Source organism: Mycobacterium sp. (genome assembly GCF_050701515.1).
Classification (GTDB): Bacteria; Actinomycetota; Actinomycetes; order Mycobacteriales; family Mycobacteriaceae; genus Mycobacterium.
Map to the genome: position 1 here is coordinate 1 of NZ_JBOGDB010000079.1, position 24,537 is coordinate 24,537.

Here is a 24,537-nt window from a genome sequence, read left to right on the forward strand (position 1 = left end):
TTGCTGACCAGTGTGTGGTCGGGTCCGCAGCCGAAGAACAGGCAATCGGCATCGGTGCGCCCGCCGCTGGCCCAGTCGGGGTCGTGGTGGGCTTCGCAGTGATAGCCGGGTTCCAGGCAGTTCGGGCGGGTGCAGCCGCGGTCGCGGGCGTAACAAATGATGCGTTGATCGCCCGAGGCGACGCGTTTGGTGCGGCCTAGATACAGCGGTCGGCTGGTGTGGTCGTCGAAGACGGCCAGGTAGTGGATGGAGTCGGCGGCCATCCGGATCAGGTCGCGCATCGGCAGGGCGGAGCCGCCGCCGGTGCGGGCCGGCGCCGGCATCGGAATGCTGGGGTCACCCACCGCGTGGGCGGCCTGGTTCAGCTCGGCCAGGGTGGTGGTGGCGATGACGGTGACCGGCAGGCCGCGGTGCTGACCGAAGGCGCCGGAGGCGATGCCGGCCTTGAGGCCGAGTTTGACGGCGTCGTGCAGGCGTTGGGGGCCGGTGCGGGTGTCCGGCTCGGCTTCTGCGACCTGACCGTCGGGCCGGTGGCGCCCGGGCCGCACGGCGGCGTCGACCGCCTCGAGATAGGCGCGCGCCTCCGGGTCCAGCCAGCCCGACAGCCGGCTCATGCCGTCGGGGCCCTGCGGCCTCAGGTGCAGGCCGCGGCGACGCGCGCGATCATTCTCGTCGAACAGGCCGTCGGGGTTGAGGTGATCGGCGATCCTGCGCCCGATCACCGTGACGAACTTGGCGTCCTGGCACCGCGCGTGGCGCACCATGATCTGTTCGGCCTTCTCCCGTTTGGCGTCGGGCACCGCCGAGGGCAGCACATCGAGTGCGTGGCAGACCGCGGCGATGTGGTCAGCGCCCACCTCGCCGTTTTCGACGGCGGCGGCCAGTTGTGGCAGTTCCGGTGGCAAGACGGGTCCGGTCAGCGACCGGCGCGGCCGAATGCGGGCCGCGATCCGCATCCGCCGGCGGACCTCACCGGGCGTGATTCGCAGCCGCTGCCACAACAGCTTGCACATCACCGTGCCGGCCGGCAGATCCGGATCGTCGGGGCCATCGACCGGGTCGATGATCTCGCCGACGTACCGGTACATCAGCCCACGGTTGACCCTGTCCTGGGCTTCCAGCCGTTCGGTCACCTCGACCCGCAAGGCGTTGCCCACCACGTCCGAGCTCACCGCGCGCAACCGGGCGTGCGCCGCGTCGACCGCATCCAATGCGGCACGGATCTGGTCGCGTGCCGCCTCGGGGCCGATGACCGAACTCATGCTTCCACGCTATCGAACATGCGTGCGATGGACCGCACTGCCGACCCGATCTGTGGATGAACACGCAACTGTGGAGAGGTTCCTGCAAGCTCCCGGCGAGAGGCGGCCCTGAGGGTGGACAAACCGCCCCGGTACCCTCACGGCCATGTCTGACGACGAGCCCACCGACGACAGCGGCGGCGTCTTCTCCGGTTACGGCATCGCCTCGGCGGTGCTCGCGGTGCTCTCGGTGGCCGCCGCCGTGCTCGCGATCATGATCTGGTCCGGCCACCGCGCCGATGTCGACGAGCGCCGTTACCAGACCCGTGTGCTGGAGGCCGCCGCCGACTGGACCACCGTGCTGATCAACATGAACAAGGAGACCATCGACAGCAGCCTGCAGACGCTGCATGAGGGCACCGTCGGTGAGCTCAACAACGAGTTCGAATCGGTGGTCGAGCCCTACCAGAAGGTGGTCGAGACCCTGGAAACGCGCACCAAGGGTCAGATCGACTCGGTGGCGGTGGAGTCCATCTACCACCGCCCGCAGACCACCGACGGCGCACCGGCGCCCGCGCCGACGCCGCAGCCCGGGCTTTCGGCGTTGGCCACCCGCACCGACACCGTGATCGTGGTGGCCACGTCGGTCAGCGAGAATGTCGGCGGCGAGCCGAAGACGTTGCGCTGGAACCTCCGGATGGACGTCTCCGACGTCGAGGGCAAGCTGCTGATCTCGCGGCTGGAGCCGATCCAATGAGAAACAGTTTGCGGGTGCTGGCGTTCGACGTCGCCGCACCGCTCGCCGCGATCGCTGCGCTGGTGTTCATCGGCATCGCCTTGGCTTGGCCGCTGTGGTGGGTGTCGCTGGCGTCGGTGCTGTGCCTGCTGATCGTCGAGGGCGTGGTCGTCAACGTCGTCCTGATGCGTCGCGACGGGGTGACGGTCGGCACCGACGACGACGGGCCGGGGCTGCGGTTGGCGGTGGTCGGAGCGGCGACGGTGGCATTGCTGGCGGCCGTGCTGGTGAGCTACACCCAGTGGACGGTGCCGGACCGCAACCTGCGCAGCGACAGGATGGAGGTGGCGGGAATCGCCAGCAGCGTGGCCGAGGCGAGCGCGACGTTCACGCCGCAGAGTCCGACCGCATCGATCGACCGAGCCGCGGCAATGATGTCACCTCAGCGGGCGGAGCAGTACAAGAACCAGTTCTCCGCTGTGGCAAAGGAATTGACGAGCAAGAACGTCTCGGCACAGGCCAGCACGATCTCCGCGGGCGTCGAAGCCATCGGCCCGGAAGACGCTAGCGTCGCGGTGATCATGCGCGGCACCCAGAACGTGCCGAACAAGCCGCCCGACATTGCGGTGTTGGCGCTGCGGGTGACGTTGTCCAAGAACGACGGACGCTGGTTGGTCGACGACGTGGTTCCGATTAACTCGCGCTAGGGCATTCGACGCCGGACTCAGAGCCCGGCCGCGGCGCGGTAGGACTCCAGCCGGTCAGCCAATTCCTGCGGCCGGCTCAACGCCATCAGATGGCCGCCGGGCATCACGTCGATCTCGAGGCCCAGCCGCTCGCGCACCACCCGGCGCTGAAACTCCAGCGGGAAGAGCCGGTCGTCGCTGCCCGCAATGACTCGGGTGGGAATCGCGGGCCACCCGTCCAGCGGCCAGGTCTGTCCGAACGGGGTGTCGGATTGACGCGGTTCCGGCTGGCTCAACACCTGCTGCCGGACCGGTTCTGGCACATCGTGGAAAAAGTCCTCGAGCGGATCAAACTCGCGGCGCGCCAAGCCAATCCGCTGGCAATAGGCGATCCTTGCCTGCTGCTGGCCGGTGTTGTCCCACCACTGCCCCGGTGCCTCACCGGGTTTTGGCACCATCGGGTTGACCAAAACCATCAGCGCAGCCTGCACGCGTTCGGCGACCATCGGCGCGCTGAAGGCACCCATGGACTGGGCGACCAGGATGACGGGTCCGCGGATACCGTCCAGCGCACTGTGGACGGTGTCGGCATAAGTGGTCAGGTCCGCGGAATCGTCATCGGCCGGCAGGTCGATCGCGATCACCTGGGCCGCGCGCTCGGTGATCAACGGTGTGACGCGGTGCCAATACCAGGCGCTGCCGCCCGCCCCCGGGATCAGTGCGTAGGTGACCGGCATCAGCCGCCGCTGCGGTGGGTCCTCATCTTCGCGAACCGGTCCGACAACTTGCGGATCCGGATCATCAGCGACGCGGGCGGGCAGGTCTTGCCTTCGAGGTAATCCGCGAGTTCCTCAGCGGGCACGCCGATGCGCGAAGCGAACTCCCGCGGTCCGAGACCCGAACGTTCGAGCAGGCGCCGAATCTGCCGGGTGACTTCGGCGCACTCGTTGGCTTCCAAGAGTTCGCGGGTGCGGGTCAGCACTTCGGCCAGGGCCTTCGAAACGCCGTATGGCCGCGTCGTTTCCAGCACTTCCTCGACTTGGCGTGCGGTCCGGCCGTAGGGATCACGCTTGATCGCAATGACGATGCGCTGCCACACGGTCAGGTCATCGGTTTCCAATGCCTCGCGGATCGCCGCGGTGGGCCAGAATTCGACCGGCCGGTCGTCGATGGCCGGCCGCTGGGCCCGCTTCGGTGCCGCAGAACGCATGCGTGCGGTGACGTCCTCGCGGCGCGCGTCCGCAGTCAACGTCACCTCGCCTCCTCCAGCATCGCGACCGCCACCGAGAGGCAGCGCTCCCTGACCGCGGCCCAATCGGCCTCCGCCTCCGGGCCCGACATCGGAATGTCGAACTCGTCCGACGGGTGTGGATCGGCCAGTCGGCGCACCAACTGGGTGGCCACCCATTGCTTCCTGGACCGTTCACCACAGTAGTACCGGTCCATTCCGGACAGCACCACCGCAGCGGTTTGAGTCTCCATCGAGTCGACCAAATCGGCAAACTCGGTGAAATCCCTGGTGCTGTTTCTGCACATGATCAGGTAGCTCTTCAAACGCAACGTCTCGGCCCCGGTGGGTACTTGCAGCCGGTCGCCGGTCGGCAGCTGGACGTTGGTGGTCTCCATCGGGCTGCTGCGCTCGACCGGCGCGCGGTCGATATCGGCCTCGGTTTCCAAGGCGTCCAGCGCCACTGACAGCCGGCCACGCCACATGGTGACCGGATGCACCGGCCGCAGGGTGCGCAGCGTTTTGCCGTTCGAATGGCCGTTGCCGTTCACATGACCGTTGACTGGGGCGCCCGTGACGCAGCCGCTGAATGCAAGCGGATCCGCAACCGTAATCGTATGCGGTGCAAGGCTTCGCAGCTTCGCCGCCGATTTGACCACCATCCGGATATCGGTTCCGGACGCGGCGAGTGTGGAAATGTCGTCGGGGATGATGACCAGGTCGCCGACGTCGGCTTTGGGTAGCGGCTTTTCGAAGTCCACCGACGGCAGGATGCGGGCCAGCCAGCGGGGCAGCCACCAGTTCCATTCGTCGAACATCGCCATCAGGGCCGGCACCAGCACCAGCCGCACCACGGTGGCGTCGACCGCGATCGCCACCGCACACGCCACCCCGAGCTGCGCGACCAGCGGCATCCCCGCGAACGCGAAGCCGACGAACACGGCGATCATGATCAGCGCGGCACTGGTGATGGTGCGGGCGCTGGTGCTCACGCCGTACGCGACGGCGTCACGGGTGTTGTTGGTCTGCAGGAACCGCTCGCGGATTCGGGTCAGCAGGAATATCTCGTAGTCCATCGACAACCCGAACGTCATCGCCAGCACCAGCGGCGGGATCGTGCTGTCCAGCGACGAGATCGGTTTGAAGCCCAGATCCGCCAGCCAGCCCCACTGGAAGACCACGACCAGGCTGCCGTAGGCGGCCGCCACCGACAGCACCGTCATCAGCACGCCCTTGAGCGCCAGGAATACCGACCGGATCGCGATCAGCAGCATCACGAACGCGATCAGCGCGACGAACGCGAACACCAATGGCTGGGTGCTCGATACTCGGTCGTCGAAGTCTTTGATCAACGCCGTCGGGCCGCCGACGTCGATGTGGGCGTTCGGCCCGGCCACCGGCGGCAGCTGTTCACGCATCCAGTCGACGGCGTCGCGGGCGGCCATGTCCTCGGGGTCCACCGACAGCACGGCCGACAGCAGCGAGCTGCGGTAGTCGTCGCCGAACACCGGCGGCGAGACCGACACGATGTTGGGCGCCTGCGCCATCTTCTGGCGCACGGCCTCCAGGGTTGGCTCCTTGGCGGGTGCGGACGCGGCATTGCCGTCCGGGAAGCTCACCAGCACCCGCACCGGCCCCAGTGCCCCCGGCCCGAGCGCCTCGGCCGCGGCGTTGACACCGCCGCGGATCTCGTGGGTCGGGTCGAACTGGCGCTGCATGCTGTTGCCGAGCACCATCGAGAACGCCGGAGCGGCCAGCAGCAGCAGCAGCGTCGACGCCGCCAGCGCCGACAACCACGGCCGGCGCATCACCCAGCCGGTCCACCGAGTCCAGAACCGCGATTGGGTGGTCTCCGCGCTGCGCGACCAATGTAGGTACGACGACCGTTTGGCGGCCGCCTTGCCGAACGTCGCCAGCACCGCGGGCGTCAGGGTCGTCGACGTCAGCACCGCGACCGCGACCGCCAGGATCGCTCCGGTGGCCATCGACACCAGCACCGGGGTGTTGATCAGGTAGATGCCGGTGACGGATGCGATGACGGTCAGCCCGGACAGCACCACCGCGAGTCCGGAGGTGGCCATCGCGGCGTCGGCCGCCTGCTGGGGATCACGGCCGGCGCGCAGTTCCTCGCGGAAGCGCATGAGAATAAATAGTGAATAGTCGATGGCGAGCGCGATCCCGAACATCGACACCGTCGAGGTGACGAACACCGACATCGTGGTGAACATCGACAACAGATAGACCAGCCCCATGGTGACGGCCACCGTGCAGATGCCGAGCACCAGCGGCATGGCGGCGGCGGCAAGCGAGCCGAACACCGCCAGCAACACGATCAGGACGATCGGAAGGTTCCACTGCTCGGCCTGGGTGATGTCGTGCTTGGTTGCCGCGGAGGCGGCCGCCCCCAGCGCGCCCTGGCCGATGACGTAGAGCTTGACCTTGCCGTTCTCCAGCTCACCGGCCTGATCGCCGACGATTCCGACCTTCTGGCGCAATTGTTTTGCCACATCCACCGCGCCGGTGTTGTTGAAATCCAGCTGCAGGGTGACGACGTAGGGCCGGTCCGGCTGCGGTGGCGGTTGTCCCCCTGGCCTTTGGCCGGGAGGGGCCCCCAGCAGGTTCGGCACCACCGTGACGCTGGGCACCTCGGCGGCGACGCGTTCCAGCTCCGCGACAGCGGCATCCATATCGGCGAACGACGCGTCGGCTCGCGGTGCCGCGACGAGGGCCAACGGCGACGCCCCTTGGTCGGGGAAGCGGTTCTCGAGTTCGGTCTGCACCTTCAGCGACTGCGAACCGGCAACCTCGAACCCGCCGCCGGTGAGGTGGCCGGACTGGTTCATGCCGAGGTACAGCGCCGGCACGAGGAGAAGCAGCCACACCATGAAGACCGCCCAGCGGTATCTGCGCAGGTTGCTGCTCAAGCGCATCATGAACTGCTGGATGTCCGCTCCCCACTTTCTCCCCGGCGGTTTGTAGCGTGAGCGTACAACAGTGCACGGTAGCGCGACGCGCCCTCAATCACGCCTTAAGCTGCTCTAATCCGCTCGCAGTGGTCGCCTCGGGGCGTCTTGCCCGAGGCGTCGGCCGCCGGTGGCTTACCTGCAATTTCAGTTGCTGGATTGGCCAGCCGGGGTGGCGCGATGGCAAGATGTCCTCCTGGCCGTTACCGCGTCGGGGGTATTTGCCGCCGATCGCAGCCGTTTGCGAGGCAAGTAGATGTCCGCAAACCGTAAGGAGTTGTCCATGAAACCGACCCCCAAGGCTGCGCGTCGCAGCCTTTTCGCTGCGTTCGCTATATCCGCAGCCGGCGGCGCGGCAGTGGCCGCGCTGGCGATGCCGTCTGGATCTTCTCTGCCGTCGGCGACCGCCGCACCGGATCCGTGTGCCGCCAGCGAGGTCGCGAAAACCGTTGGTTCGGTGGCCATGTCGACCGGCAACTACCTGGACACGCACCCGCAAACGAATCAGACGCTGACCACCATCTCCCAGTCGCAGGGCGGCCCGCAGTCGCTGGGAGCGCTGAAGACCTACTTCGATGCCAACCCGAAAGTCGCCAAGGAGATGCAGGCGCTGCAGCAGCCGCTGGTGAATCTGGCCGGTAAATGCGAGCTGCCGATCACGATCCCGCAGCTGCTCGGCCTGATGCAGGCCGCACAATCCCAGGGCGGCGGGTTGCCCGGTGGTTTGCCCGGCGCACTGCCCGGCGCGCAAACCGTCGTCGGACCGGGTGCCGCCTCGCCCGCGCTGCCGTCCCCGGCGTCGGCCATCGCCACAGGTACCGGCCCGCTTCCCGGCCCCGCGACCACCACGGCGGGGTAGCTGGCCTACGCCGCAGGAACACCCGTAGCATCGCTCTGAGCTGCGAATATAGAACTTCTCACAATTGGTTCACCGCAAGACAAGAAAGTCGGCACCGATTCTGCTTAGCTTTGCGGTGTCGGTAACCGCAATTGGTTACGGCCACTCCACATTCGATGAAGGAGCCTGTCCATGTTGCTTTCAGCCCGTACCGCGCGGCGTGCGGTAGCTGGCGCGGTTGGCACCGGTGCGATTGCCGGTGCGATGCTCTTTGGCGCCCTCCCCTCGGCAACGGCCGACGCGCCGCCGAATTGCACGGCCGCCGATCTGGCCGGTGTGGCCTCCGGTGTCTCGGCCGGGACGTCCGCGTACCTGTTCACCCACCCCGAGGTCAACTGGTTCTTCACCAGCCTGGAAGGCCGGCCCCGCGACGAGATCAAAACCGAGGTGCAGGAATACATGGACGGCAATGCGCAGGTGAAGGCGGAGCTGACGCATATCCGGCAGCCACTGGTCGACCTGAAGAACCGCTGCGGCGCGGCCCCGCCTGACGACCTTCCGTAGTCCGCGTGCGGGTTGGGGACGAGCCGCCCGCCCAGGAGGGCGCGGGTCGGACGGTGCTGATGGTCGACGACGATCCGGATGTCAGAACCTCCGTCGCCCGCGGATTGCGGCATTCGGGGTTCGACGTCCGAGTCGCGGCGACCGGTAAAGAGGCACTGCGGCTGCTGTCCAACGAATCGCACGATGCGTTGGTTCTGGACGTACAAATGCCGGAGCTCGACGGTGTCGCGGTAGTCACCGCGCTGCGGGCACTGGGCAATGACATTCCGATTTGTGTGCTTTCCGCGCGCGATACGGTCAATGACCGCATTGCCGGTTTGGAGGCCGGTGCCGACGATTATCTGACCAAGCCGTTTGATTTGGGTGAGCTCGTCGCGCGACTGCACGCATTGTTGCGCCGGTCGGCTCACTCCGCCCAGTCGTCCGACACCATGATGGTCGGGCCGCTTACCATCGACACCGCCCGCCGGTTGGTGTTCGTCGACGGCGAGCGGGTCGACCTGACCAAACGAGAATTCGACTTGCTGGCGGTGCTGGCCGAGAACACCGGCGTGGTGCTGAGCCGGCAGCGGCTGCTTGAACTCGTCTGGGGCTACGACTTCGACGTGGACACCAACGTGGCGGACGTGTTCGTCAGTTACCTGCGGCGCAAACTGGAACGCGAGGGCCTGCCGCGGGTCATTCACACGGTTCGCGGGATCGGGTACGTGTTGCGAGACGAGCCGTGAGACGAGTCGAACGGCGAGTCGAACATCCTGCACCGGACGAGCCGTGAGGCCGGTGCGCCGGCTACGTTTCATCCGTTCCGCCTCGCTGCGCACCCGGGTAGCCCTGGCGGCCGCCACCGCGGCGGCCGCCGTTGTCGCGGTGTTCACGATCCTGACGTCGGTCGTGCTCGCCAACAACGATGCGGCGCAGCTGGACCGGCGGCTGGACTCCATCGTCGACGCCAGCATGTATCCCGATCAGTTGTCCGATCCCCGGCGCGGCGTGTTGTCGACGGGGCGGATGCGGTCCACCGGCCAGGTTGTGTTCCAGCGGGGACTGCAGTTGCCGTCCCTGCCGCCCGGCACGGCGACCGTCGAAGTCAACAGCGTCGAATACCGCGTGCGGACCATCCCGGTGGAACAGCAAGGCGGCGTGCTGGTTTCGATCGGCATCCGCGCCGACAGCATCCTGCTGAGCCGGGCCCGGATTCCGTTGTACGCCGCGGCCGGCGTGGTAACGGTGTTGATCGCCGCCGGCGTCGGCTGGCTGCTGGCCGGGCCCGCGATCCGGCCGCTGCGCAGACTGACCGAGCACACCCGGCGGTTGGGTAAGAGCACGGAGGAGATGCCGGAGGTCCGGGGTGTGCGCGAGGCCGAGGAGTTGTCCGAGGCGATGACCGGAATGCTGAGTCGGCTTGTCGCCGCGCAGCAGGCCACCACCAACTCGCTGCAGGCGGCGCAGGACTTCGCCGCCAACGCCGCGCATGAGCTGCGCACTCCGCTGACTGCCATGCGCGCCGACCTGGATACGCTGCGGATCCACGATCTGCCCCCCGATGAGCGTGCGGAGGTGGTCAGTGACCTGTCCCGAGCGCAGCGCCGCGTCGAGGCGATCATCACCGCGCTCGGTCAGCTCGCGTCCGGAGAGCTCGCGCAGGCCGAAGACCGCGAGGTCATCGACGTGACCGACATGCTCGATCGGGTGGCGCGGGAGAACATGCGACCGGGCGACGCGGTGGAGATCGTGGTGGAGGCCGACGAGCGCCTCGGCACCATCTGGGGCTGGCCGAGCGGGCTACGGCTGGCGGTGGACAACCTGGTGCGCAATGCCGTCACACACGGCCAGGCCAGCCGGATCGTGCTGGCCGCGCACCGGCACGAGCAGAAGATGACGATCACGGTGGACGACAACGGACGTGGCCTGCCGGCCGACGAACACAAGAACGTACTCGGCCGCTTCGCGCGCGGAAGTACCGCTGCGCCAGGCGGTTCGGGACTGGGCCTGGCGCTTGTCGCACAGCAGGCGGCGCTGCACGGTGGCAGCATTGTGCTGTCCGACAGTCTGCTCGGCGGGCTGCGGGCTACCCTGACTGTGTCGACGTCCCCTGAGTCAACGGCGGCGTACGACCGCAGCGGCCGCCGGCGATCCGAATAGCAGCAGTCCGGTCACCAGCGACGCCACCACCACGAAGCTCAAGGCTAGGCCCGCGCACTACTTCGTCTCATACGTCATTACATCGAGATCCATTGGGGTCACGTCGGTTTCCTCCCGGGCCGCGAAGCCGGGTTGCAGCGGTGCGGGCCGCCCGTCCAGGAGCGGGCCGAGGGCGTCTGCGTCGGCAATCCGGGAGTCGAGCTTGAACGAGGTGAAGACGAACGGCAAACCGTCCGATCGCAGCGGATCCGGGGTACTCATCACGTGGAAATGCAGGTGTGGCGCATCGGAGTTGCCGGTATTGCCCACCAGGCCGATGAGCTGTCCGGCGGTCAGTTGATCGCCGGGTTTCACCTTGACGGCACCGGTTTTGATGTGTGCGTAGAGCGCATAGTTGCCGTCACCGAGGTCCTGCACGATGTGGTTGCCTGCGTACTCGTCGAGCGCAAGACCGGACCGCGTCTTGCCGGGTATCTGCTCGGCCATCCCATCGACAGCTGCCACCACCGGACCGTCGGCCACCGCGTGGATGTCCGCGCCGAAGTACGGATAGCTTTCCACCTTGGATTTGTCGCCTGTGAACAGCCGGCCGTCGGCACCTAGCTGCACGTAATCGATCGCAAACCGTTCGGCGGCCCACAGCTGTCCGTCGATCGGGTTGAGCGCCATGCGGTGCGCCCCCATGTCGCAACAACCGTTGCCGTCCAGCCATCCCGGTCCGGCTAGCGGCGGCGAGATGACCACGGGCTTGCGGGTTTGCACGGTGACCGGCGCGACGGTTTCGGTCATTGTGGCGGGAAACAGCGGTGGCATCGGCTCCGGTACGGAGATGCCGACCCCGTGCACCAACTGAGGGGGAACGGGGGCATCCTTGTCCAGGAGGACGTCGAGCCATACGACTGCGGATTGTGCCGGTCCCAATTTCGTTGTAGGAGTGGGTGTTCCGATGATTCGTGTCCAGTAGGACAGCCGATCACCGGACAGATTCAGTAGTGTCTGGTTGCCCGCCCTTACCTCCACCGACGTCAACGTCACCTCCTGGGCGAGCACGTTGGTGAGCTTCAGTTCGTAAGCGAGGTGGAACTGGCCGTCTGTGCCGGGTACCGGAATGGGCGCCGCGATGACGTCGGCCACCACTGGGGTCGCGACCGCTGGACCGGCCGCCGGGGTCGGTGCTGGTGAGGCGGCTGACGTGGTCGCCGCCGACGGAGACGGGGTGTTGTCGGGCGGTGCTTCCGACGTCGAGCAGGAGGCCGCGACCACTGTGAGCACGGCGAAAGCCGCTGCGAAAGGTAGAGATCGGCGTTTCACGTGTCTCCTAGGTTTCGGGTTCGTCCGGGAGTTGGGACTCCGCGTCGATGGCGTCGGGGTCGATGTCCTTCTCGGTGCGGAACATGAAGAAGAAAATCACCCAGCCGATCACGGCGATGAAGATCCAGCTGATCAGCCGGTAGATCAGCATGGCGGAAATGGCGGACGCCAGCGTCATGCCGCTGGACACCAGGCCGGGCACCAGCACCGCCTCGACGACCAGCAGCCCGCCGGGCATCAGCGGGATCGACCCGACCGCCCGCGCCGCGGCGTAGGCGACGGTCAGCCCGGCCAGCGAGGGCAAGCCGCCCGCGGCGTAGGCGGCGAACGCCAGGCACGCCACGTCGGCGATCCAGTTGAACAGTGACCAGCTGAACGCGACCGTGAGGTCACGGCGGCCCAGGCTGACCGACTCCAGCTGCTGCAGGTGCTCGCGCCACTTGTCCACGCCCACGTCGGCCGATTTGCCGCGCAGCGAGTTGACCCACGACAGCACCTTGACCCCGATGCCGTCGAGCAGGTCCGGCCGCGACGCCACCGCCTGCGCCAGCAGCAGCAAGGCCACGAAGCCGCCGACCGTAAAGATCAGCGACAGCGGGTTTTTGCTCGCACCGAGCAGGAACGCGCCACCCAAGCCCAACAACGCAAGGCCGACCGCCTGCAGCACGCCCGACATCACCAGCTGCCAGGAGGCCACCACCGGTGATGCGCCCCAAATTCGCTGCTGCCGGTAGATGAACGTGGCCGAAAGAACCGGGCCGCCAGGCATTGTGGTGGACAGCGCATTACCGGCGTAGAAGGCGGCCTCCGAACGCCATTGCTTCACGTGCACGCCGGCCGATTTCAACAGCTCGCGCTGAATCTGGGCGAAGCTGTGCATCGACGCCAGCGCCGCGCCGACCGCCGCCAACACCCACAACCATTTGGCGGTCCACAGGCTGTGCCACGCCTTGGCCAGCTGATCCCAGACCAAGGTCACCTCGACCGCCAGCACCACCACCGCGATGCCGATGATCACCCATCGCAACCACCAGTACTTGCCGCGGGTGGGTCCCTCTTGGCTGCGGGCACTATTCGCCGGCGCGTCGTGGGACACGCCTACAGGGTAGCCGCGCAGGTGTTCGACCGGCCGTTACGCTACCGGCATGGCCGCGGCCGGATCCGGTGACGACCAGGCCGTCCCGCCGGTCATCCGCAAGGCGGCGGCGTGGTCGTGGCGGCTGCTGGCGATTGTCGCTCTGGCGGTCGCGCTGCTCTGGGTGATCCGGCGGCTCGAGATCATCTTCGTGCCGGTCGCTTTGGCACTGATTCTCACCGCGCTGATGATCCCGGCGGTCGACTTCCTGGATCGCCGCGGCGCTCCCCGCGGTGGCGCGGTGGCACTGGTGCTGCTCATCGGTTTCGCGATCGTCGGCGGCATACTGACGTTCGTCGTCAGCCAGTTCGTCACCGGCCTGCCCGGGCTGGTCGAGCAGGTGACGCAGAGCATCGAAACCGCACGCACATGGCTGATCGAAGGTCCGGCTCACCTGAGCAGGGAACAGATCAACAACGCCGGAAACGCGGCCATCGAAGCCCTGCGCAACAATCAGGAGAAATTGACCAGCGGAGCGCTGTCCACCGCGGCCACCGTCACCGAAATCGTAACGGGCGCACTGCTTACGCTGTTCACGCTGATCTTCTTTCTGCACGGCGGGCGCAACATCTGGCAGTACGTCACCAAGATCTTCCCGGCGCATGTCCAGGAGCGGGTGCGCGACGCCGGCCGGGCCGGCTTCCAGTCGCTGATCGGTTATGTGCGCGCGACGTTTCTGGTCGCACTGGTCGACGCGGTCGGGATCGGCACCGGCCTGGCGATCATCGGCGTGCCGCTGGCGCTGCCGTTGGCGTCGTTGGTCTTTCTCGGTGCCTTCATCCCGTTGGTCGGTGCGGTAATCGCCGGATTTCTCGCGGTCGTCGTCGCGCTGATCGCCAAGGGGTTCATCTACGCGCTCATCACCCTTGCCCTGATCATCGCCGTCCAGCAACTGGAGGGCCATGTGCTGCAGCCGCTGGTGATGGGGCGCGCGGTGTCGATCCATCCGCTCGCGGTGGTGCTGGCCATCGCCGCGGGCAGCATCCTGGCCGGCATCGTCGGAGCGCTGCTGGCGGTGCCGACGGTCGCGTTCCTGAACAGCGCGGTGCGCGTCCTGCTGGCCAGGGAGCCCGAGGCCGAACTGGAGGCTCAGGAGGCCGACGAAGGCAGGGTCATCGAGGCCGAGGCCGACGATGTGGAAACCGCGAAGGACTGACTAACGCCGGCGGCCCTCGCGGCGCAACAGGTCCTGGGCGCTGATCCCGCGACGCCGGGCCTCCTCCTCGGCCTCCCGGGTGTTGAGCTTCTCGGTCGCTTCCGGGTCCTGTTGTCGTTGCGTCGGAATGGCGGTCGTCGGGTCGGCAGCGTTGCCCGGCCGGCGGCCGCCGCGGGGCCGCTGCGCCGGAATGGCGGTGGTCGGTTCGGCACCCTTGCGCGGGGCGCGCCGCTGCTCGGGTATGGCACGGGTGGGGTCCGCCGACGGCTGCGGCGGCGGGGTTCCGCGCAATTCGCCCAGCCAGGACTCGATTTCGCGGTCTTCGCGCGCCGGGGGTGCGGGTCGCTGGGCGCGCTGGGTCGCCGCGTTGCGGGCCGCCGCCTTCTTGGCGGTGTTCAGTCGCGTGGTGGGTGGCTCGCCGGTCGGGGACGTGCGCGGAGTGGGAATCCGGGTGGTACCCGCGACCGACGGGCCGTTGGCGCGGGCCGGCGCGGTCTGGATGCGCGTCGTTGCGCCGGGCCGCGAGGAACCCTCGACGGCGGGGTGGGTCGGGTCGTGTGGCGGCATCGGCCGCGGCGGCAGCGGTGCGCCGGCGCCGACCAACGCCTCCTCAGCATCGCGAAGGGCCGGCCTCTTGCGTTCGTCGGGAAGTTCGATCTCGCCAAGGCCGATGCGTTCCTGCATCCGCCGCATCCATTTCGGCGCCCACCAGCAGTCGTCGCCGAGCAGCTTCATCACCGACGGCACCAGGAACATTCGGACCACGGTCGCGTCGAGCAGCAGCGCCGTGACCAACCCGAACGCCAGGTACTTCATCATCACCAGGTCGGAGAACACGAACGCCGCTCCGACGACGACGAGGATCAACGCGGCCGCGGTGATGATCCGGCCGGTCTGTGCGGTGCCGATCCGGATCGCCTCGGCTGTGGACATGCCGCGCGCCCGTGCCTCCACCATGCGGGACACCAGGAACACCTCGTAGTCGGTGGACAACCCATAAATCAACGCAATGATCAACCCGATCACCGGGGCGGTGAGCGGGGTCGCCGTGAAATTCAGCAGATGCGAGCCATGCCCGTCGACGAAGATCCACGTCAGGATGCCCAGCGTCGAGCCCAGCGTCAGCGTGTTCATTACCGCTGCTTTGATCGGCAGCACGAGGGAACCGAACGCCAGGAACATCAGCAGCGTCGTCGTAGAGATCAGGATGACCAGCATCAGGGGCATCTTCGCGAAAAGGCTATGGATCGAGTCCTGTTCCAACGCCGGTGTGCCACCAACCCATACGGTCGCCCCCTTCGGCGGCTGGATCGACCGCAGGTCGGCGATCTTCGTTCCCGCGTCATTGCGGTTCTCGAGCCCGTTCTGCAGCACCGTGACCGTGGGGTCCTTGTTGCCCGCGTCGGTGGCCTGCCGTGTCTGCCACGTCGGTTCGGTGAACCCGCTGACTTGAGACGCCTTGCTAGCGATCTCTTCCACCTGCTGCGGGCTGGCGTCCCGGATGACCAGCGTCAGCTTTTCGGTACGGAAGCCCGGGAAGGTCTTGTCGAAGTCCTCCTGCGCCATGCGAACCGGATTGTCAGGTGGCAAATACTTCTCGCTGAAGCCGCCAAGCGACAACTGACCCAGCGGAATGATCAGCAGGATCAGGACGATGATAATCGGCGCGGCAAACGCGATCGGCCGCTTCATCACGACGTTGACCAGCTTGCCCCAGAAGCCGCTCTCGATCTCCTCGCGGGTTTTGGTCTTCTGCAGCCGCTCGGCGAACCAGGTGATGATGCGACGGGTGAACCCGATGTTGCGCAGCACCGGCACCTTGAGCAATGTGTTCACGCCGAGTGAGTCGACGTGCCGGCCCAGCACGCCAAGGCACGCAGGCAGCACGGTGACCGACAGGATCGCCGCCAACATCACCGCCGCCATGACGGCATAGGTCAACGACTTCAGGAAGCCCTGCGGGAACAGCAGAAGGCCCGCGGCCGCCGCGACGATGATCACCGCCGAGAAGGTCACGGTTCGGCCGGCGGTCATCACGGTGCGCCGCACCGCGGTCTCGGTGTCGTAGCCCTCGGCCAATTCCTCGCGGAACCGGCTCACCACGAACAGGCCGTAGTCGATCGCGATGCCGAGGCCGATCATCGAGACGACCGGTTGGGCGAAGAAATGCACCGGCCCGAACACCGCGAGCAATCGCAGAATGCCGAGTGAGCCTGCGATGGCCAGACCGCCGATCATCACCGGTAAACCGGCCGCGATCACCCCGCCGAACACAAAGAACAGCACCACCGCCACCGCCGGCACGGCGAGCACCTCCATGCGACGCTGATCCTCAGCGATGGTGCCGGTCAGCTCGCTGGCGACCGGCTGTAAACCCGCCAATTCGACATTGCCGTCATCGAGCTTTTTCAGGTCGGGCTCAATTGCCTTGTAGTTGTTGAGGATTTCGTCGTCGTTGTCGCCCTTGAGCGCCACGCTGACGAACGTGCGCTTCATATCGTCCGTGTGCATTTTCTGCACGGTCGGATCGGTGGTGGTCGGGGCGCGCAGCCAGCCGGCCCAGCCGAGCACCTGGTCGGAATGGTCACTTTGGAATTTGTTGAGTTCGTCGACGCGGTCTTTCGACCATTGCGGGTCGTCGACCTTCTTGCCGTCCGGTGCATCCAAGATGGCGACGATGTGGCCGGTCCTGTCGCGGCCGAGCACCTCGTCGGCTAGCACCGATGCCTTCGCCGACTCGCTGCCGTCGTCATAGAAGCCGCTCTGGGTGACGTGCTTGCCCAGGCTCATGCCGAAGACGCCGCCACCCAGGCACAGTGCGACCATCACTCCGATCACAATGAACCGGTAGCGGTAGACCATTCGGCCCCACCAGGCGAACACCTAAGCTCCTAACCAATCTTCTCCGGGCGACCGGCGCATGTTCATTTCAGTTACTCACACGCGCGAGGTCAAAAGCGAGGACAGCGGCCGGAAAGGCTGCAGCCAAGCCCCCTGCTCGGGCAGCGAATCTAGGCCGATTCGCGGGAGCGGCTCCCGGAAAACACCAGGAATGTCTTCCAGGTCGACAAAGACCAAGGTATCCGACGCTAGCGCCCAACTCGCGTGTTCGCGAAATCCGAGTATCTGGACGGGGGTGCCCGCGCGGGCGATGTCCTCCAGCGGCTGGCGGAACGCCTGGCCGTCGGCGGAGGCCACCAGCAGTCCGGCCAGTCCCTCGCTGTGCCGAAGGGCGATGTGGTTCAGCATGTCGCTGTCGACGTCACTGTCTTCGTCGATCTTCGGCTTGGCGAAGACCGCGAAGCCCACGTTACGCAATGCCTCCACCCAAGGTCTAACCACGTCGGCACTGCCAGGGGCGATATTGGTGAACACGGTGGCCTCCGGCTCCAGGGCGACCGGCTCTTGACCGGCGGCCAGCTCGGCGGTGCGGGCCAGCAGCCAGCGGCCCAGGGCGTCGAATCGGGGCCGGTGCGCGGCGGTCGGCCGGCCGCCGAGGATGGAGCCCAGGCCCATGTCCAGGTTGGGTGCGTCCCAGACCAGCAGCACCCTGTTCGTTCCGGGTGCCTCCGTTGATGGCGGCGCCTCGATGATTTCTTCGGTAACGCTCATGGCAGCTTCTCCCAGAGCAGTTCGGCGACGGCGTCGCCGGCATCCTGTGCCTTCGTCTCGTACTTCGTGATCGGCCGCTGCACCGAAATGGGCACGCCGGCGGTGTCGGTGGCGATGCGGCGTAGCCGAGGTTCTGCGTCACCGACCTCGGCGATCTGTTCGGCGTAGCCGGCATGGTCGGTGGCGGCGTGCAGCACGCCGCCGGGCCGCAGCCGGTCGGCGATCAGCGCGACGGTCTCCGGTTGCAGCAGCCGGCGCTTGTGATGGCGCGCCTTGGGCCATGGGTCGGGAAAGAACACCCGGACCCCGGCCAGCGAGTCCGGCCCGAACATGTGCTCGAGCACGTCCACGCCGTCACCGCGGATCAGCCGAATGTTGGTGACTGGATTGGTCGTGGAAGCCCGCTCGATCGCGCTGAGCAGCTGGGCCAGCCCGCGGCGGTACACCTCGACGGCCACCACGTCGATCTGTGGCTCGGCCTGGGCCATTGCCAGCGTTGAGGTGCCGGTGCCGCTGCCGATCTCCAGCACCACCGGCGCGGTCCGGCCGAACCAGGCCGCGGTGTCGAGTAACTCCGCGGGTTCGTCCTGCCGGCGGGCGTGCATGCCGAGTTCCGGCCAGAGCCGGTCCCACGTTCGTTGCTGGCCGCTGGTAAGCGATGACCGCCGGGAACGGAAGCTGGTGACCCGGGGATACAGATGCGAAGCGGTATGGGTGTCGGGTCGGGTCATCGCCGCCTCTCGGACGAGGACGTGCCGGTACCCCAGCGCTGCGCATGCATCCGTCCATGGTCGCGCATCAACCCCAACGGACCCGCATCGTGGTGCAGATTGATACCCAACAGTTGCCTTCGGCTGGTATTCGCCGCCAGGAAAACATCCGCTCGCGCAGGGGCCGCGGAGATGCCACCATTTGCGGTGGGGACCGGAATCAATACCGGAGTGGGGGATAACGAGGGCACACGCGTGAGTGGACCGGCTAAAAGGGAAGGCAACCAGATTTTTGTCAACGAGCTGACACGGTTCGCTGAGCGGACGCGCGATCCGCGGATAACGCCGGTCATTGAATATCTTGCCGATCCGCTACGGGTTGCGGTGCGCGGGCGCGATGGTGTCGGCCGCGGCACGGTTGCGGCCGCCCTGGCCGGAGCCGGGGTGACTGTCAGCGCCGCCGCTGCCGACGCCGACGCTGCCGACGTGCACGTTGTGGTCATCGCCGAAGCCCTTAAGCCCGAGGACCGGGCAATGCTCACCGATGCGGCCGGACCGACGCTCGTCGTGCTCAACAAGGCGGACCTGGCCGGTTTCGGTGCCGGCGGCCCGATCGCCGTGGCCGGCCGGCGCGCCGCCGGGTATCGAGCGCTGACCGGGGTGCCGACCGTGCCGATGGTCGGCCTGCTGGCCGTCGCGGCGCTTGACGACGAGCTGGCGGCCGCGCTGCGCGTCCTCACCACCGAGGCCGCCGACCTGACCTCGACCGACGCGTTTCTGGCGACCGACCACCTGCTGCCCCGCATGGTGCGGGCGCGGCTGCTCGACACGTTGGATCTCTTCGGCATCGCCCACTGCGTGCTCGCGCTGCGGCAGGGCGCCGACCAGGCGTCGCTGCCGACGCTACTGCAGCGACTCAGCCTTCTCGACCGGGTCGTCGCGCAGCTCGCCGCGGCCGGCGCCGAGGTCCGATATCGGCGGGTGTGCTCGGCGGTCGCGCGGCTGCGCACCCTGGCGCCCGGCGGGTCGCCGTCGGTCGCCGAGTTCCTCGCCGGCGACGAGGCCGTCATCGCGGTGATGGCCGCTGCCGTCGACGTGGTGCAGGCGGCCGGGCTGACGGTGGACCCCGACGATCATCCGTCGGCACATCTGCGCCGCGCGGTGCACTGGCAGCGGTACAGCCGCGGGCCGGTGAACCACCTCCATCGCAGCTGCGCCGCCGACATCTCTCGTGGCTCGCTGCGGCTTCTGCGGTGCGCGCAGGCTTCCGCGGTGACGCCATGACCGGGCAGTCCCGCGACGACCCGATCGCCGCGGTTGACGCGCTAGTGGCCCGGGTCGATCCCGGGTTGAGCTCGCCGGGAGTGGAGAGCCGCGACGTCGTGCTGGTGACCGGCCCATGGCTCTCCGGTGCGACCAGCCTCATCACCGCCCTGCGCGATCGGCTGCCCGAGCACGAGTTCGTCGAGGCCTCCGACATCGGCGCGGCGGATGCGCCCGCCGCGGTGCTGTTCGTGGCTTCCGCGGTGGCACCGTTGACCGAATCCGATTGCGCCTTAATCGATCTCGCCGCCCAGCACACCGACATGGTGATCGGCGTGGTGTCGAAGATCGACGTGCACCGCAATTGGCGTGACGTGCTGGCCGACGACCGTGTGATGCTTGCCGCCCATGCAGCGCGCTACCAAGACGTGCCGTGGGTGGGCGTGGCGGCGGCACCCGAGTTCGGCGAACCGAACCTGGACGAGCTCGCCGACGTGCTGCGGTCGCGCGTTGAGGACGTCGATACCAAGCGGCGAAACAGGTTGCGGGCCTGGGAATCCCGCCTGCAAACCGTCATGGCCCGCTATCACAAAGACGGCGAGGGTTCGGACCGTGAGGCGCGGGTGGCCGCGCTGCGCAAGCGCCGCGACGACATCCTGCGTCAGCGCCGGATGTCCAAGTCTGAGCGCACCATCGCACTGCGCAGTCAGATCCAGCAGGCCCGAGTGCAGCTCGCGTACTTCGCGCGAAACCGGTGCACATCCGTGCGATCGGAGCTGCAGGAGGACGCGTCGTCAATGTCGCGGCGCCGGCTGCCGCAGTTCGAGGACTATGTCCGCTCCCGGGCCGGCGAGGTGGTCGACGAGGTCGACCAGGGCATCAGCAGCCACCTGGCCGATGTCGCGACCGAACTCGACCTCACCGCGCCGGAACCCCGGCCGCCGCCCCCGCGGCCGGATGTCGCGGCGCCGGCGCTGAAGTCCCGCCGGCTGGAGACGCGGCTGATGATGGTCCTGGGCGCCGGCTTCGGTCTGGGCGTGGCGCTGGCGGTGAGTCGGTTGTTCGCCGGCCTCGCGCCGGGACTGACCATCGCCGGACTGGCGGTCGGCGGTGTGGTGGGGCTGCTGCTCACGGTGTGGGTGGTCGGTATCCGTGGCCTGCTGAGCGACCGGGCGGTGCTGGATCGCTGGATAGCCGAGGTCACCAGCTCGCTGCAGTCGACGGTGGAGGAGCGGGTGGCCACCCGGGTGCTGGCCGCCGAAGCCGCGCTGACCGCCGACGTGGCCCGACGCGATGAAGGCGACGCCGCCGCCGCCGCAGGTCAGTTCCGGGAGATCGACGCCGAACTGCGCGAACATGCCATCGCGACAGGGCGCGCCGCGGTGCTGCGCGATCGCCGGCTGCCGCCCATGCAGAAGGCGCTGGACACGGTGCGGGCCGAGTTGTCGGGCACCGCCGCCGCCACTTCGACCGATGAAGGCGGATAAACGCCCCGGAAGCGCCCTTCTGAATCGTTCCTGTGAGTGATCGGACATACTCCCGATTTACTACGGGTATCTCACCCACGTTAACCTCTATAACCAGGACGACCGTGACCGCCAGTCGAGAAGTACCAGTGGCGCGACGTGGCCTGCGTCCTGGCAGAGGAAACCTACGCAGGAGATTTTGATGACCGCAGCGACCATCCCAGGTCTGGACACCGCACCGACTAAGCACGAGGGCCTGCTGGCCTGGGTCCAGGAGGTCGCAGAACTCACGCAGCCCGACCGAGTGGTGTTTGCCGACGGCTCCGACGCAGAGGCGGAGCGGCTGAACGCACAGCTGGTCGAGGCCGGCACCTTTGTCCGGCTCGACGACGAGAAGCAGCCGAACTCCTACTTGGCGCTCTCCGATCCGTCCGATGTCGCGCGCGTGGAGTCCCGCACCTTTATTTGTTCTGAACGGGAAATCGACGCAGGCCCGACGAATAACTGGATGGACCCGAACGAAATGCGGTCCACCATGAAGGACCTCTACCGCGGCTGCATGCGCGGCCGGACCATGTGGGTGGTGCCGTTCTGCATGGGCCCGCTCGGCGCCGAGGACCCCAAGCTCGGCGTCGAGATCACCGACTCGGAATATGTGGTGGTGTCCATGCGGACGATGACCCGGATGGGACAGGCCGTGCTGGACAAGATGGGCACCGACGGTTTCTTCGTCAAGGCGCTGCACTCCATCGGTGCGCCGCTGGAGCCGGGTCAGAAGGACGTGCCCTGGCCCTGCAATGACACGAAGTACATCAGCCACTTCCCCGAGACCCGCGAGATCTGGAGCTACGGCTCCGGCTACGGCGGCAACGCGCTGCTGGGCAAGAAGTGCTACGCCCTGCGGATCGCCTCCGCGATGGCCCACGACGAGGGCTGGCTCGCCGAGCACATGCTGATCCTCAAGCTGATCTCGCCGGAGAACAAGGCCTACTTCATCGTGGCGGCGTTCCCGTCGGCGTGCGGGAAGACCAACCTGGCGATGCTGCAGCCGACGATCCCTGGCTGGCGTGCCGAGACCGTCGGCGACGACATCGCCTGGATGCGGTTCGGCAAGGACGGCAGGCTGTACGCGGTCAACCCGGAGTTCGGCTTCTTCGGCGTCGCGCCGGGCACCAACTGGAAGTCAAACCCGAACGCTATGAAGACCATCGCCGGGGGCAACACCGTCTTCACCAATGTCGCGTTGACCGATGATAACGACGTGTGGTGGGAGGGCCTGGAGGGCGAACCCGACCACCTCATCGACTGGAAGGGCAACGACTGGATCCTGCGCGAGACGGAAAGCAAGGCCGCCCATCCCAACTCGCGGTACTGCACCCCGATGTCGCAGTGCCCGACACTTGCGCCCGAGTGGGACGACCCGCAGGGTGTGCCGATCTCTGCGATCCTGTTCGGCGCCCGTCGCAAGACGACGGTGCCGCTGGTGACCCAGGCCAACGACTGGCAGCACGGGGTCTTCATCGGCGCGACGATGGGTAGCGAGCAGACCGCCGCGGCCGAGGGCAAGGTCGGCACCGTGCGCCGCGACCCGATGGCGATGCTTCCGTTCCTCGGCTACAACGTGGGCGACTACTTCGCGCACTGGATCGACATCGGCAAGAACTCGGACGAGTCGAAGATGCCGAAGATCTTCTTCGTCAACTGGTTCCGCCGCGGCGATGACGGCCGCTTCCTGTGGCCGGGCTTCGGCGAGAACAGCCGCGTGCTGAAGTGGATCATCGAACGCATCGAGCACAGGGCCGACGGGCGGAGCACGCCGATCGGTGTCGTGCCCAGCGCCGACGACCTGGACCTCGAAGGCCTAGACGTCGACGCGGCCGATGTGGACGCCGCGCTGGCCGTCAACCCCGACGAGTGGCGCGAGGAGATCCCGCAGATCGAGGAGTGGTTCGAGTTCGTCGGCGAGAAGCTGCCGACTGGCATCAAGGACGAGTTCGACGCGCTCAAGCACCGCCTGGCCGAAGCCGACTGAGTCGCCTTTCTCCGCGAGCGTGCGTGTCTGCACCCGACACGCGGGAATATCTGGGCATTTCGCGCACGCTCGTAGTGCCCGTCGGCGCCTCGACATCGACCTACACTGCCTTGGTGATCGAAGTCCCCGATACGCGGTATGTGAAGTCGGGCAATGTGAACATCGCCTACCAGGTTGTCGGCGACGGACCCTTCGATCTCATTCACGTTCCACCGTTCGTCTCGAACCTCGAGCTGCAATGGGAGGATCCCGCCGAGCGCAGATACTTCGAGCGTCTCGCGTCGTTTAGTCGCCTGATTATGTTCGACAAGCGTGGCACCGGCCTATCCGATCGGGTCGCCGTGGCGACACTCGAGGAACGGATGGATGATCTGCGTACCGTGATGGACGCGGCCGGCTCGCAGCGAGCCGCCGTTTACGGTAGCTCGGAAGGCGGAGCGCTTTCCATCCTTTTCGCCGCGACCTACCCGGAGCGCGTGTCCGCACTCGTGCTGTACGGCGCATATCCGCGCATGGCCTGGGCCCCGGACTATCCGGATGGCGTACCCGAAGAGGAAGCGGCTGATGCCCTGCGACAGATCGAGGAGAAATGGGGCCGGGGGCTCGAGGGAGGAATGCCCCTCTACGCCCTCACACCGGATCGGGCCGACGACCCCGTCTTTCGCAAGGCACATGGCCGGTGGGAGCGCCTGTCGGCAAGTCCAGGCGCCGCTGTCGCGATCGCGCAAATGGTCCGTGAGATTGACGTGCGCCACCTCTTGTCGGCGATCCGGGTGCCGACGCTCGTCGTGCACCGGACGGCAGACATGGCGCACGCCGCGGGCAGCCGCTACCTGGGTGCGCACATCCCTGACGCCAAAGTCGTCGAACTGCAGGGCAATGAATACTTTCCGTACGTCGGTGACCAGGATGCGATCCTCGACGAGATCGAGGAGTTCCTCACAGGCGTTCGTCCCGTCCCTGCGCCGGATCGCGCTCTGGCGACGGTGCTCTTCACCGATATCGTTTCTTCGACGGAGCACGCCGCCGCGCTCGGCGACGATGCGTGGACGCGGACATTGGACCGCCACGACGCCCTGGTCGTCCGCGAGGTCGAGCGCCATCGCGGTCAGAGAATCAACACGACGGGTGACGGCATGCTCGCGACCTTCGACGGCCCCGCTCGTGCCGTGCGATGCGCGCAAGCAATCTGCGGGGCAGTGCGGTCGCTGGGCATCGAAGTGCGGGCGGGACTACACACCGGTGAGATCGAGCTCCGCGGTCCCGACATCGGTGGGATCGCCGTGCACATCGGTGCCCGGGTCTCAGCGCTCGCCGGACCGGGCGAGGTTCTGGCGTCCTCCACGGTCAAGGACCTGGTGGCCGGCTCCGGTATTGCGTTCGCCGACCGTGGATCCCATGTGCTCAAGGGGGTGCCCGACGAATGGCGACTATTCGCCGTCGAGAACTGACAG

At 67.2% G+C, this 24,537-nt stretch carries 19 protein-coding genes and 1 pseudogene; 11 read left to right on the forward strand and 9 right to left on the reverse strand.

What is annotated here, in order from left to right; all coding sequences use genetic code 11:
• Positions 1–1,262, reverse strand: a 1,262-nt coding sequence (locus ACRDU5_RS06705; protein ID WP_526613709.1) for a DUF222 domain-containing protein, incomplete at its 3' end; no start/stop codon positions are given.
• Positions 1,263–1,407: 145 nt separating this feature from the next.
• Between ACRDU5_RS06705 and ACRDU5_RS06710 the strand changes: the two genes are divergently transcribed.
• Positions 1,408–1,998 carry an Rv1363c family protein gene (locus tag ACRDU5_RS06710; RefSeq protein ID WP_526613710.1) on the forward strand — a complete coding sequence of 197 codons (591 nt, stop codon included), beginning with the start codon at positions 1,408–1,410 and terminating at the stop codon, positions 1,996–1,998.
• Entirely contained in the window at positions 1,995–2,684 is a 690-nt protein-coding gene (locus ACRDU5_RS06715; RefSeq protein ID WP_526613711.1) for a hypothetical protein, read from the forward strand. The genes ACRDU5_RS06710 and ACRDU5_RS06715 overlap by 4 nt, the downstream gene beginning before the upstream one ends.
• A gap of 17 nt (positions 2,685–2,701) precedes the next feature.
• Here ACRDU5_RS06715 and ACRDU5_RS06720 read toward each other — a convergent pair whose 3' ends face one another.
• From ACRDU5_RS06720 to ACRDU5_RS06730, 3 genes are read right to left on the reverse strand one after another with little or no spacing between them, the layout of a single operon-like run.
• On the reverse strand, positions 2,702–3,400 hold the full coding sequence (locus tag ACRDU5_RS06720; RefSeq protein ID WP_526613712.1) for an alpha/beta fold hydrolase: 699 nt from the start codon (positions 3,398–3,400) through the stop codon (positions 2,702–2,704).
• Positions 3,400–3,873: a helix-turn-helix domain-containing protein gene (locus ACRDU5_RS06725; protein ID WP_526613733.1), complete on the reverse strand. Its 474-nt coding sequence runs from the start codon at positions 3,871–3,873 to the stop codon at positions 3,400–3,402. Before ACRDU5_RS06725 ends, ACRDU5_RS06720 begins: the two co-directional genes overlap by 1 nt.
• A gap of 41 nt (positions 3,874–3,914) precedes the next feature.
• The gene (locus ACRDU5_RS06730; RefSeq protein ID WP_526613713.1) at positions 3,915–6,824 is read right to left on the reverse strand and encodes an MMPL family transporter; all 2,910 of its coding nucleotides are present in this window, start codon (positions 6,822–6,824) and stop codon (positions 3,915–3,917) included.
• Between the two features lie 313 nt (positions 6,825–7,137).
• Here ACRDU5_RS06730 and ACRDU5_RS06735 point away from each other — a divergent pair, with 313 nt between their 5' ends.
• The 4 genes from ACRDU5_RS06735 (at position 7,138) to ACRDU5_RS06750 (ending at position 10,398) form a co-directional block, all read left to right on the forward strand.
• Positions 7,138–7,713, forward strand: coding sequence for a hemophore (locus ACRDU5_RS06735; protein ID WP_526613714.1), 576 nt, complete (start codon positions 7,138–7,140; stop codon positions 7,711–7,713).
• A gap of 171 nt (positions 7,714–7,884) precedes the next feature.
• Positions 7,885–8,256, forward strand: coding sequence for a hemophore-related protein (locus tag ACRDU5_RS06740; RefSeq protein ID WP_526613715.1), 372 nt, complete (start codon positions 7,885–7,887; stop codon positions 8,254–8,256).
• A 59-nt stretch (positions 8,257–8,315) separates the two neighbouring features.
• Positions 8,316–8,984 carry a response regulator transcription factor gene (locus tag ACRDU5_RS06745; protein ID WP_526613734.1) on the forward strand — a complete coding sequence of 223 codons (669 nt, stop codon included), beginning with the start codon at positions 8,316–8,318 and terminating at the stop codon, positions 8,982–8,984.
• Between the two features lie 52 nt (positions 8,985–9,036).
• On the forward strand, positions 9,037–10,398 hold the full coding sequence (locus ACRDU5_RS06750) for a sensor histidine kinase (protein WP_526613735.1): 1,362 nt from the start codon (positions 9,037–9,039) through the stop codon (positions 10,396–10,398).
• Between the two features lie 57 nt (positions 10,399–10,455).
• Here the strand turns inward: ACRDU5_RS06750 and ACRDU5_RS06755 are convergent, their stop codons facing one another.
• Both ACRDU5_RS06755 and ACRDU5_RS06760 read right to left on the reverse strand, forming a co-directional pair.
• The gene (locus ACRDU5_RS06755; protein ID WP_526613716.1) at positions 10,456–11,670 is read right to left on the reverse strand and encodes a M23 family metallopeptidase; all 1,215 of its coding nucleotides are present in this window, start codon (positions 11,668–11,670) and stop codon (positions 10,456–10,458) included.
• A 46-nt stretch (positions 11,671–11,716) separates the two neighbouring features.
• Entirely contained in the window at positions 11,717–12,805 is a 1,089-nt protein-coding gene (locus ACRDU5_RS06760; protein ID WP_526613717.1) for a lysylphosphatidylglycerol synthase transmembrane domain-containing protein, read from the reverse strand.
• 49 nt (positions 12,806–12,854) lie between these two features.
• Between ACRDU5_RS06760 and ACRDU5_RS06765 the strand changes: the two genes are divergently transcribed.
• The gene (locus ACRDU5_RS06765; RefSeq protein WP_526613718.1) at positions 12,855–14,000 is read left to right on the forward strand and encodes an AI-2E family transporter; all 1,146 of its coding nucleotides are present in this window, start codon (positions 12,855–12,857) and stop codon (positions 13,998–14,000) included.
• Here ACRDU5_RS06765 and mmpL3 read toward each other — a convergent pair whose 3' ends face one another.
• From mmpL3 to trmB, 3 genes and pseudogenes are all read right to left on the reverse strand, one after another.
• Positions 14,001–16,883 (reverse strand): trehalose monomycolate exporter MmpL3, encoded by a 2,883-nt coding sequence (gene mmpL3, locus ACRDU5_RS06770; protein ID WP_526613719.1) that lies wholly within the window; start codon positions 16,881–16,883, stop codon positions 14,001–14,003.
• A gap of 54 nt (positions 16,884–16,937) precedes the next feature.
• On the reverse strand, positions 16,938–17,612 hold the full coding sequence (locus ACRDU5_RS06775) for an NYN domain-containing protein (protein ID WP_526613720.1): 675 nt from the start codon (positions 17,610–17,612) through the stop codon (positions 16,938–16,940).
• Positions 17,609–18,411, reverse strand: a pseudogene (trmB, locus tag ACRDU5_RS06780) (tRNA (guanosine(46)-N7)-methyltransferase TrmB). Before trmB ends, ACRDU5_RS06775 begins: the two are co-directional and overlap by 4 nt.
• A 166-nt stretch (positions 18,412–18,577) precedes the next feature.
• Here trmB and ACRDU5_RS06785 point away from each other — a divergent pair.
• The 4 genes from ACRDU5_RS06785 to ACRDU5_RS06800 all read left to right on the forward strand — a co-directional run bounded on the left by ACRDU5_RS06785 (position 18,578) and on the right by ACRDU5_RS06800 (position 24,534).
• Complete coding sequence (locus tag ACRDU5_RS06785) at positions 18,578–19,606, forward strand: hypothetical protein (protein WP_526613721.1); 1,029 nt, start codon at positions 18,578–18,580, stop codon at positions 19,604–19,606.
• Positions 19,603–21,072 carry a hypothetical protein gene (locus ACRDU5_RS06790; protein WP_526613722.1) on the forward strand — a complete coding sequence of 490 codons (1,470 nt, stop codon included), beginning with the start codon at positions 19,603–19,605 and terminating at the stop codon, positions 21,070–21,072. The genes ACRDU5_RS06785 and ACRDU5_RS06790 overlap by 4 nt, the downstream gene beginning before the upstream one ends.
• Before the next feature lie 181 nt (positions 21,073–21,253).
• Positions 21,254–23,083: a phosphoenolpyruvate carboxykinase (GTP) gene (locus ACRDU5_RS06795; protein WP_526613723.1), complete on the forward strand. Its 1,830-nt coding sequence runs from the start codon at positions 21,254–21,256 to the stop codon at positions 23,081–23,083.
• 113 nt (positions 23,084–23,196) lie between these two features.
• Entirely contained in the window at positions 23,197–24,534 is a 1,338-nt protein-coding gene (locus tag ACRDU5_RS06800; RefSeq protein WP_526613724.1) for an adenylate/guanylate cyclase domain-containing protein, read from the forward strand.
• The last annotated feature ends 3 nt before the right edge of the window (positions 24,535–24,537 follow it).

Bases quoted from the DNA above. Each gene is read 5' to 3' on its own strand.
- ACRDU5_RS06745 (WP_526613734.1), top strand. From the start codon at position 8,316: ATGGTCGACGACGATCCGGATGTCAGAACCTCCGTCGCCCGCGGATTG.
- ACRDU5_RS06740 (WP_526613715.1), top strand. From the start codon at position 7,885: ATGTTGCTTTCAGCCCGTACCGCGCGGCGTGCGGTAGCTGGCGCGGTT.
- ACRDU5_RS06730 (WP_526613713.1), bottom strand. From the start codon at position 6,824: ATGATGCGCTTGAGCAGCAACCTGCGCAGATACCGCTGGGCGGTCTTC.
- ACRDU5_RS06725 (WP_526613733.1), bottom strand. From the start codon at position 3,873: ATGCGTTCTGCGGCACCGAAGCGGGCCCAGCGGCCGGCCATCGACGAC.
- ACRDU5_RS06715 (WP_526613711.1), top strand. From the start codon at position 1,995: ATGAGAAACAGTTTGCGGGTGCTGGCGTTCGACGTCGCCGCACCGCTC.
- ACRDU5_RS06710 (WP_526613710.1), top strand. From the start codon at position 1,408: ATGTCTGACGACGAGCCCACCGACGACAGCGGCGGCGTCTTCTCCGGT.
- ACRDU5_RS06775 (WP_526613720.1), bottom strand. From the start codon at position 17,612: ATGAGCGTTACCGAAGAAATCATCGAGGCGCCGCCATCAACGGAGGCA.
- ACRDU5_RS06795 (WP_526613723.1), top strand. From the start codon at position 21,254: ATGACCGCAGCGACCATCCCAGGTCTGGACACCGCACCGACTAAGCAC.
- ACRDU5_RS06720 (WP_526613712.1), bottom strand. From the start codon at position 3,400: ATGCCGGTCACCTACGCACTGATCCCGGGGGCGGGCGGCAGCGCCTGG.
- ACRDU5_RS06765 (WP_526613718.1), top strand. From the start codon at position 12,855: ATGGCCGCGGCCGGATCCGGTGACGACCAGGCCGTCCCGCCGGTCATC.
- ACRDU5_RS06735 (WP_526613714.1), top strand. From the start codon at position 7,138: ATGAAACCGACCCCCAAGGCTGCGCGTCGCAGCCTTTTCGCTGCGTTC.
- ACRDU5_RS06790 (WP_526613722.1), top strand. From the start codon at position 19,603: ATGACCGGGCAGTCCCGCGACGACCCGATCGCCGCGGTTGACGCGCTA.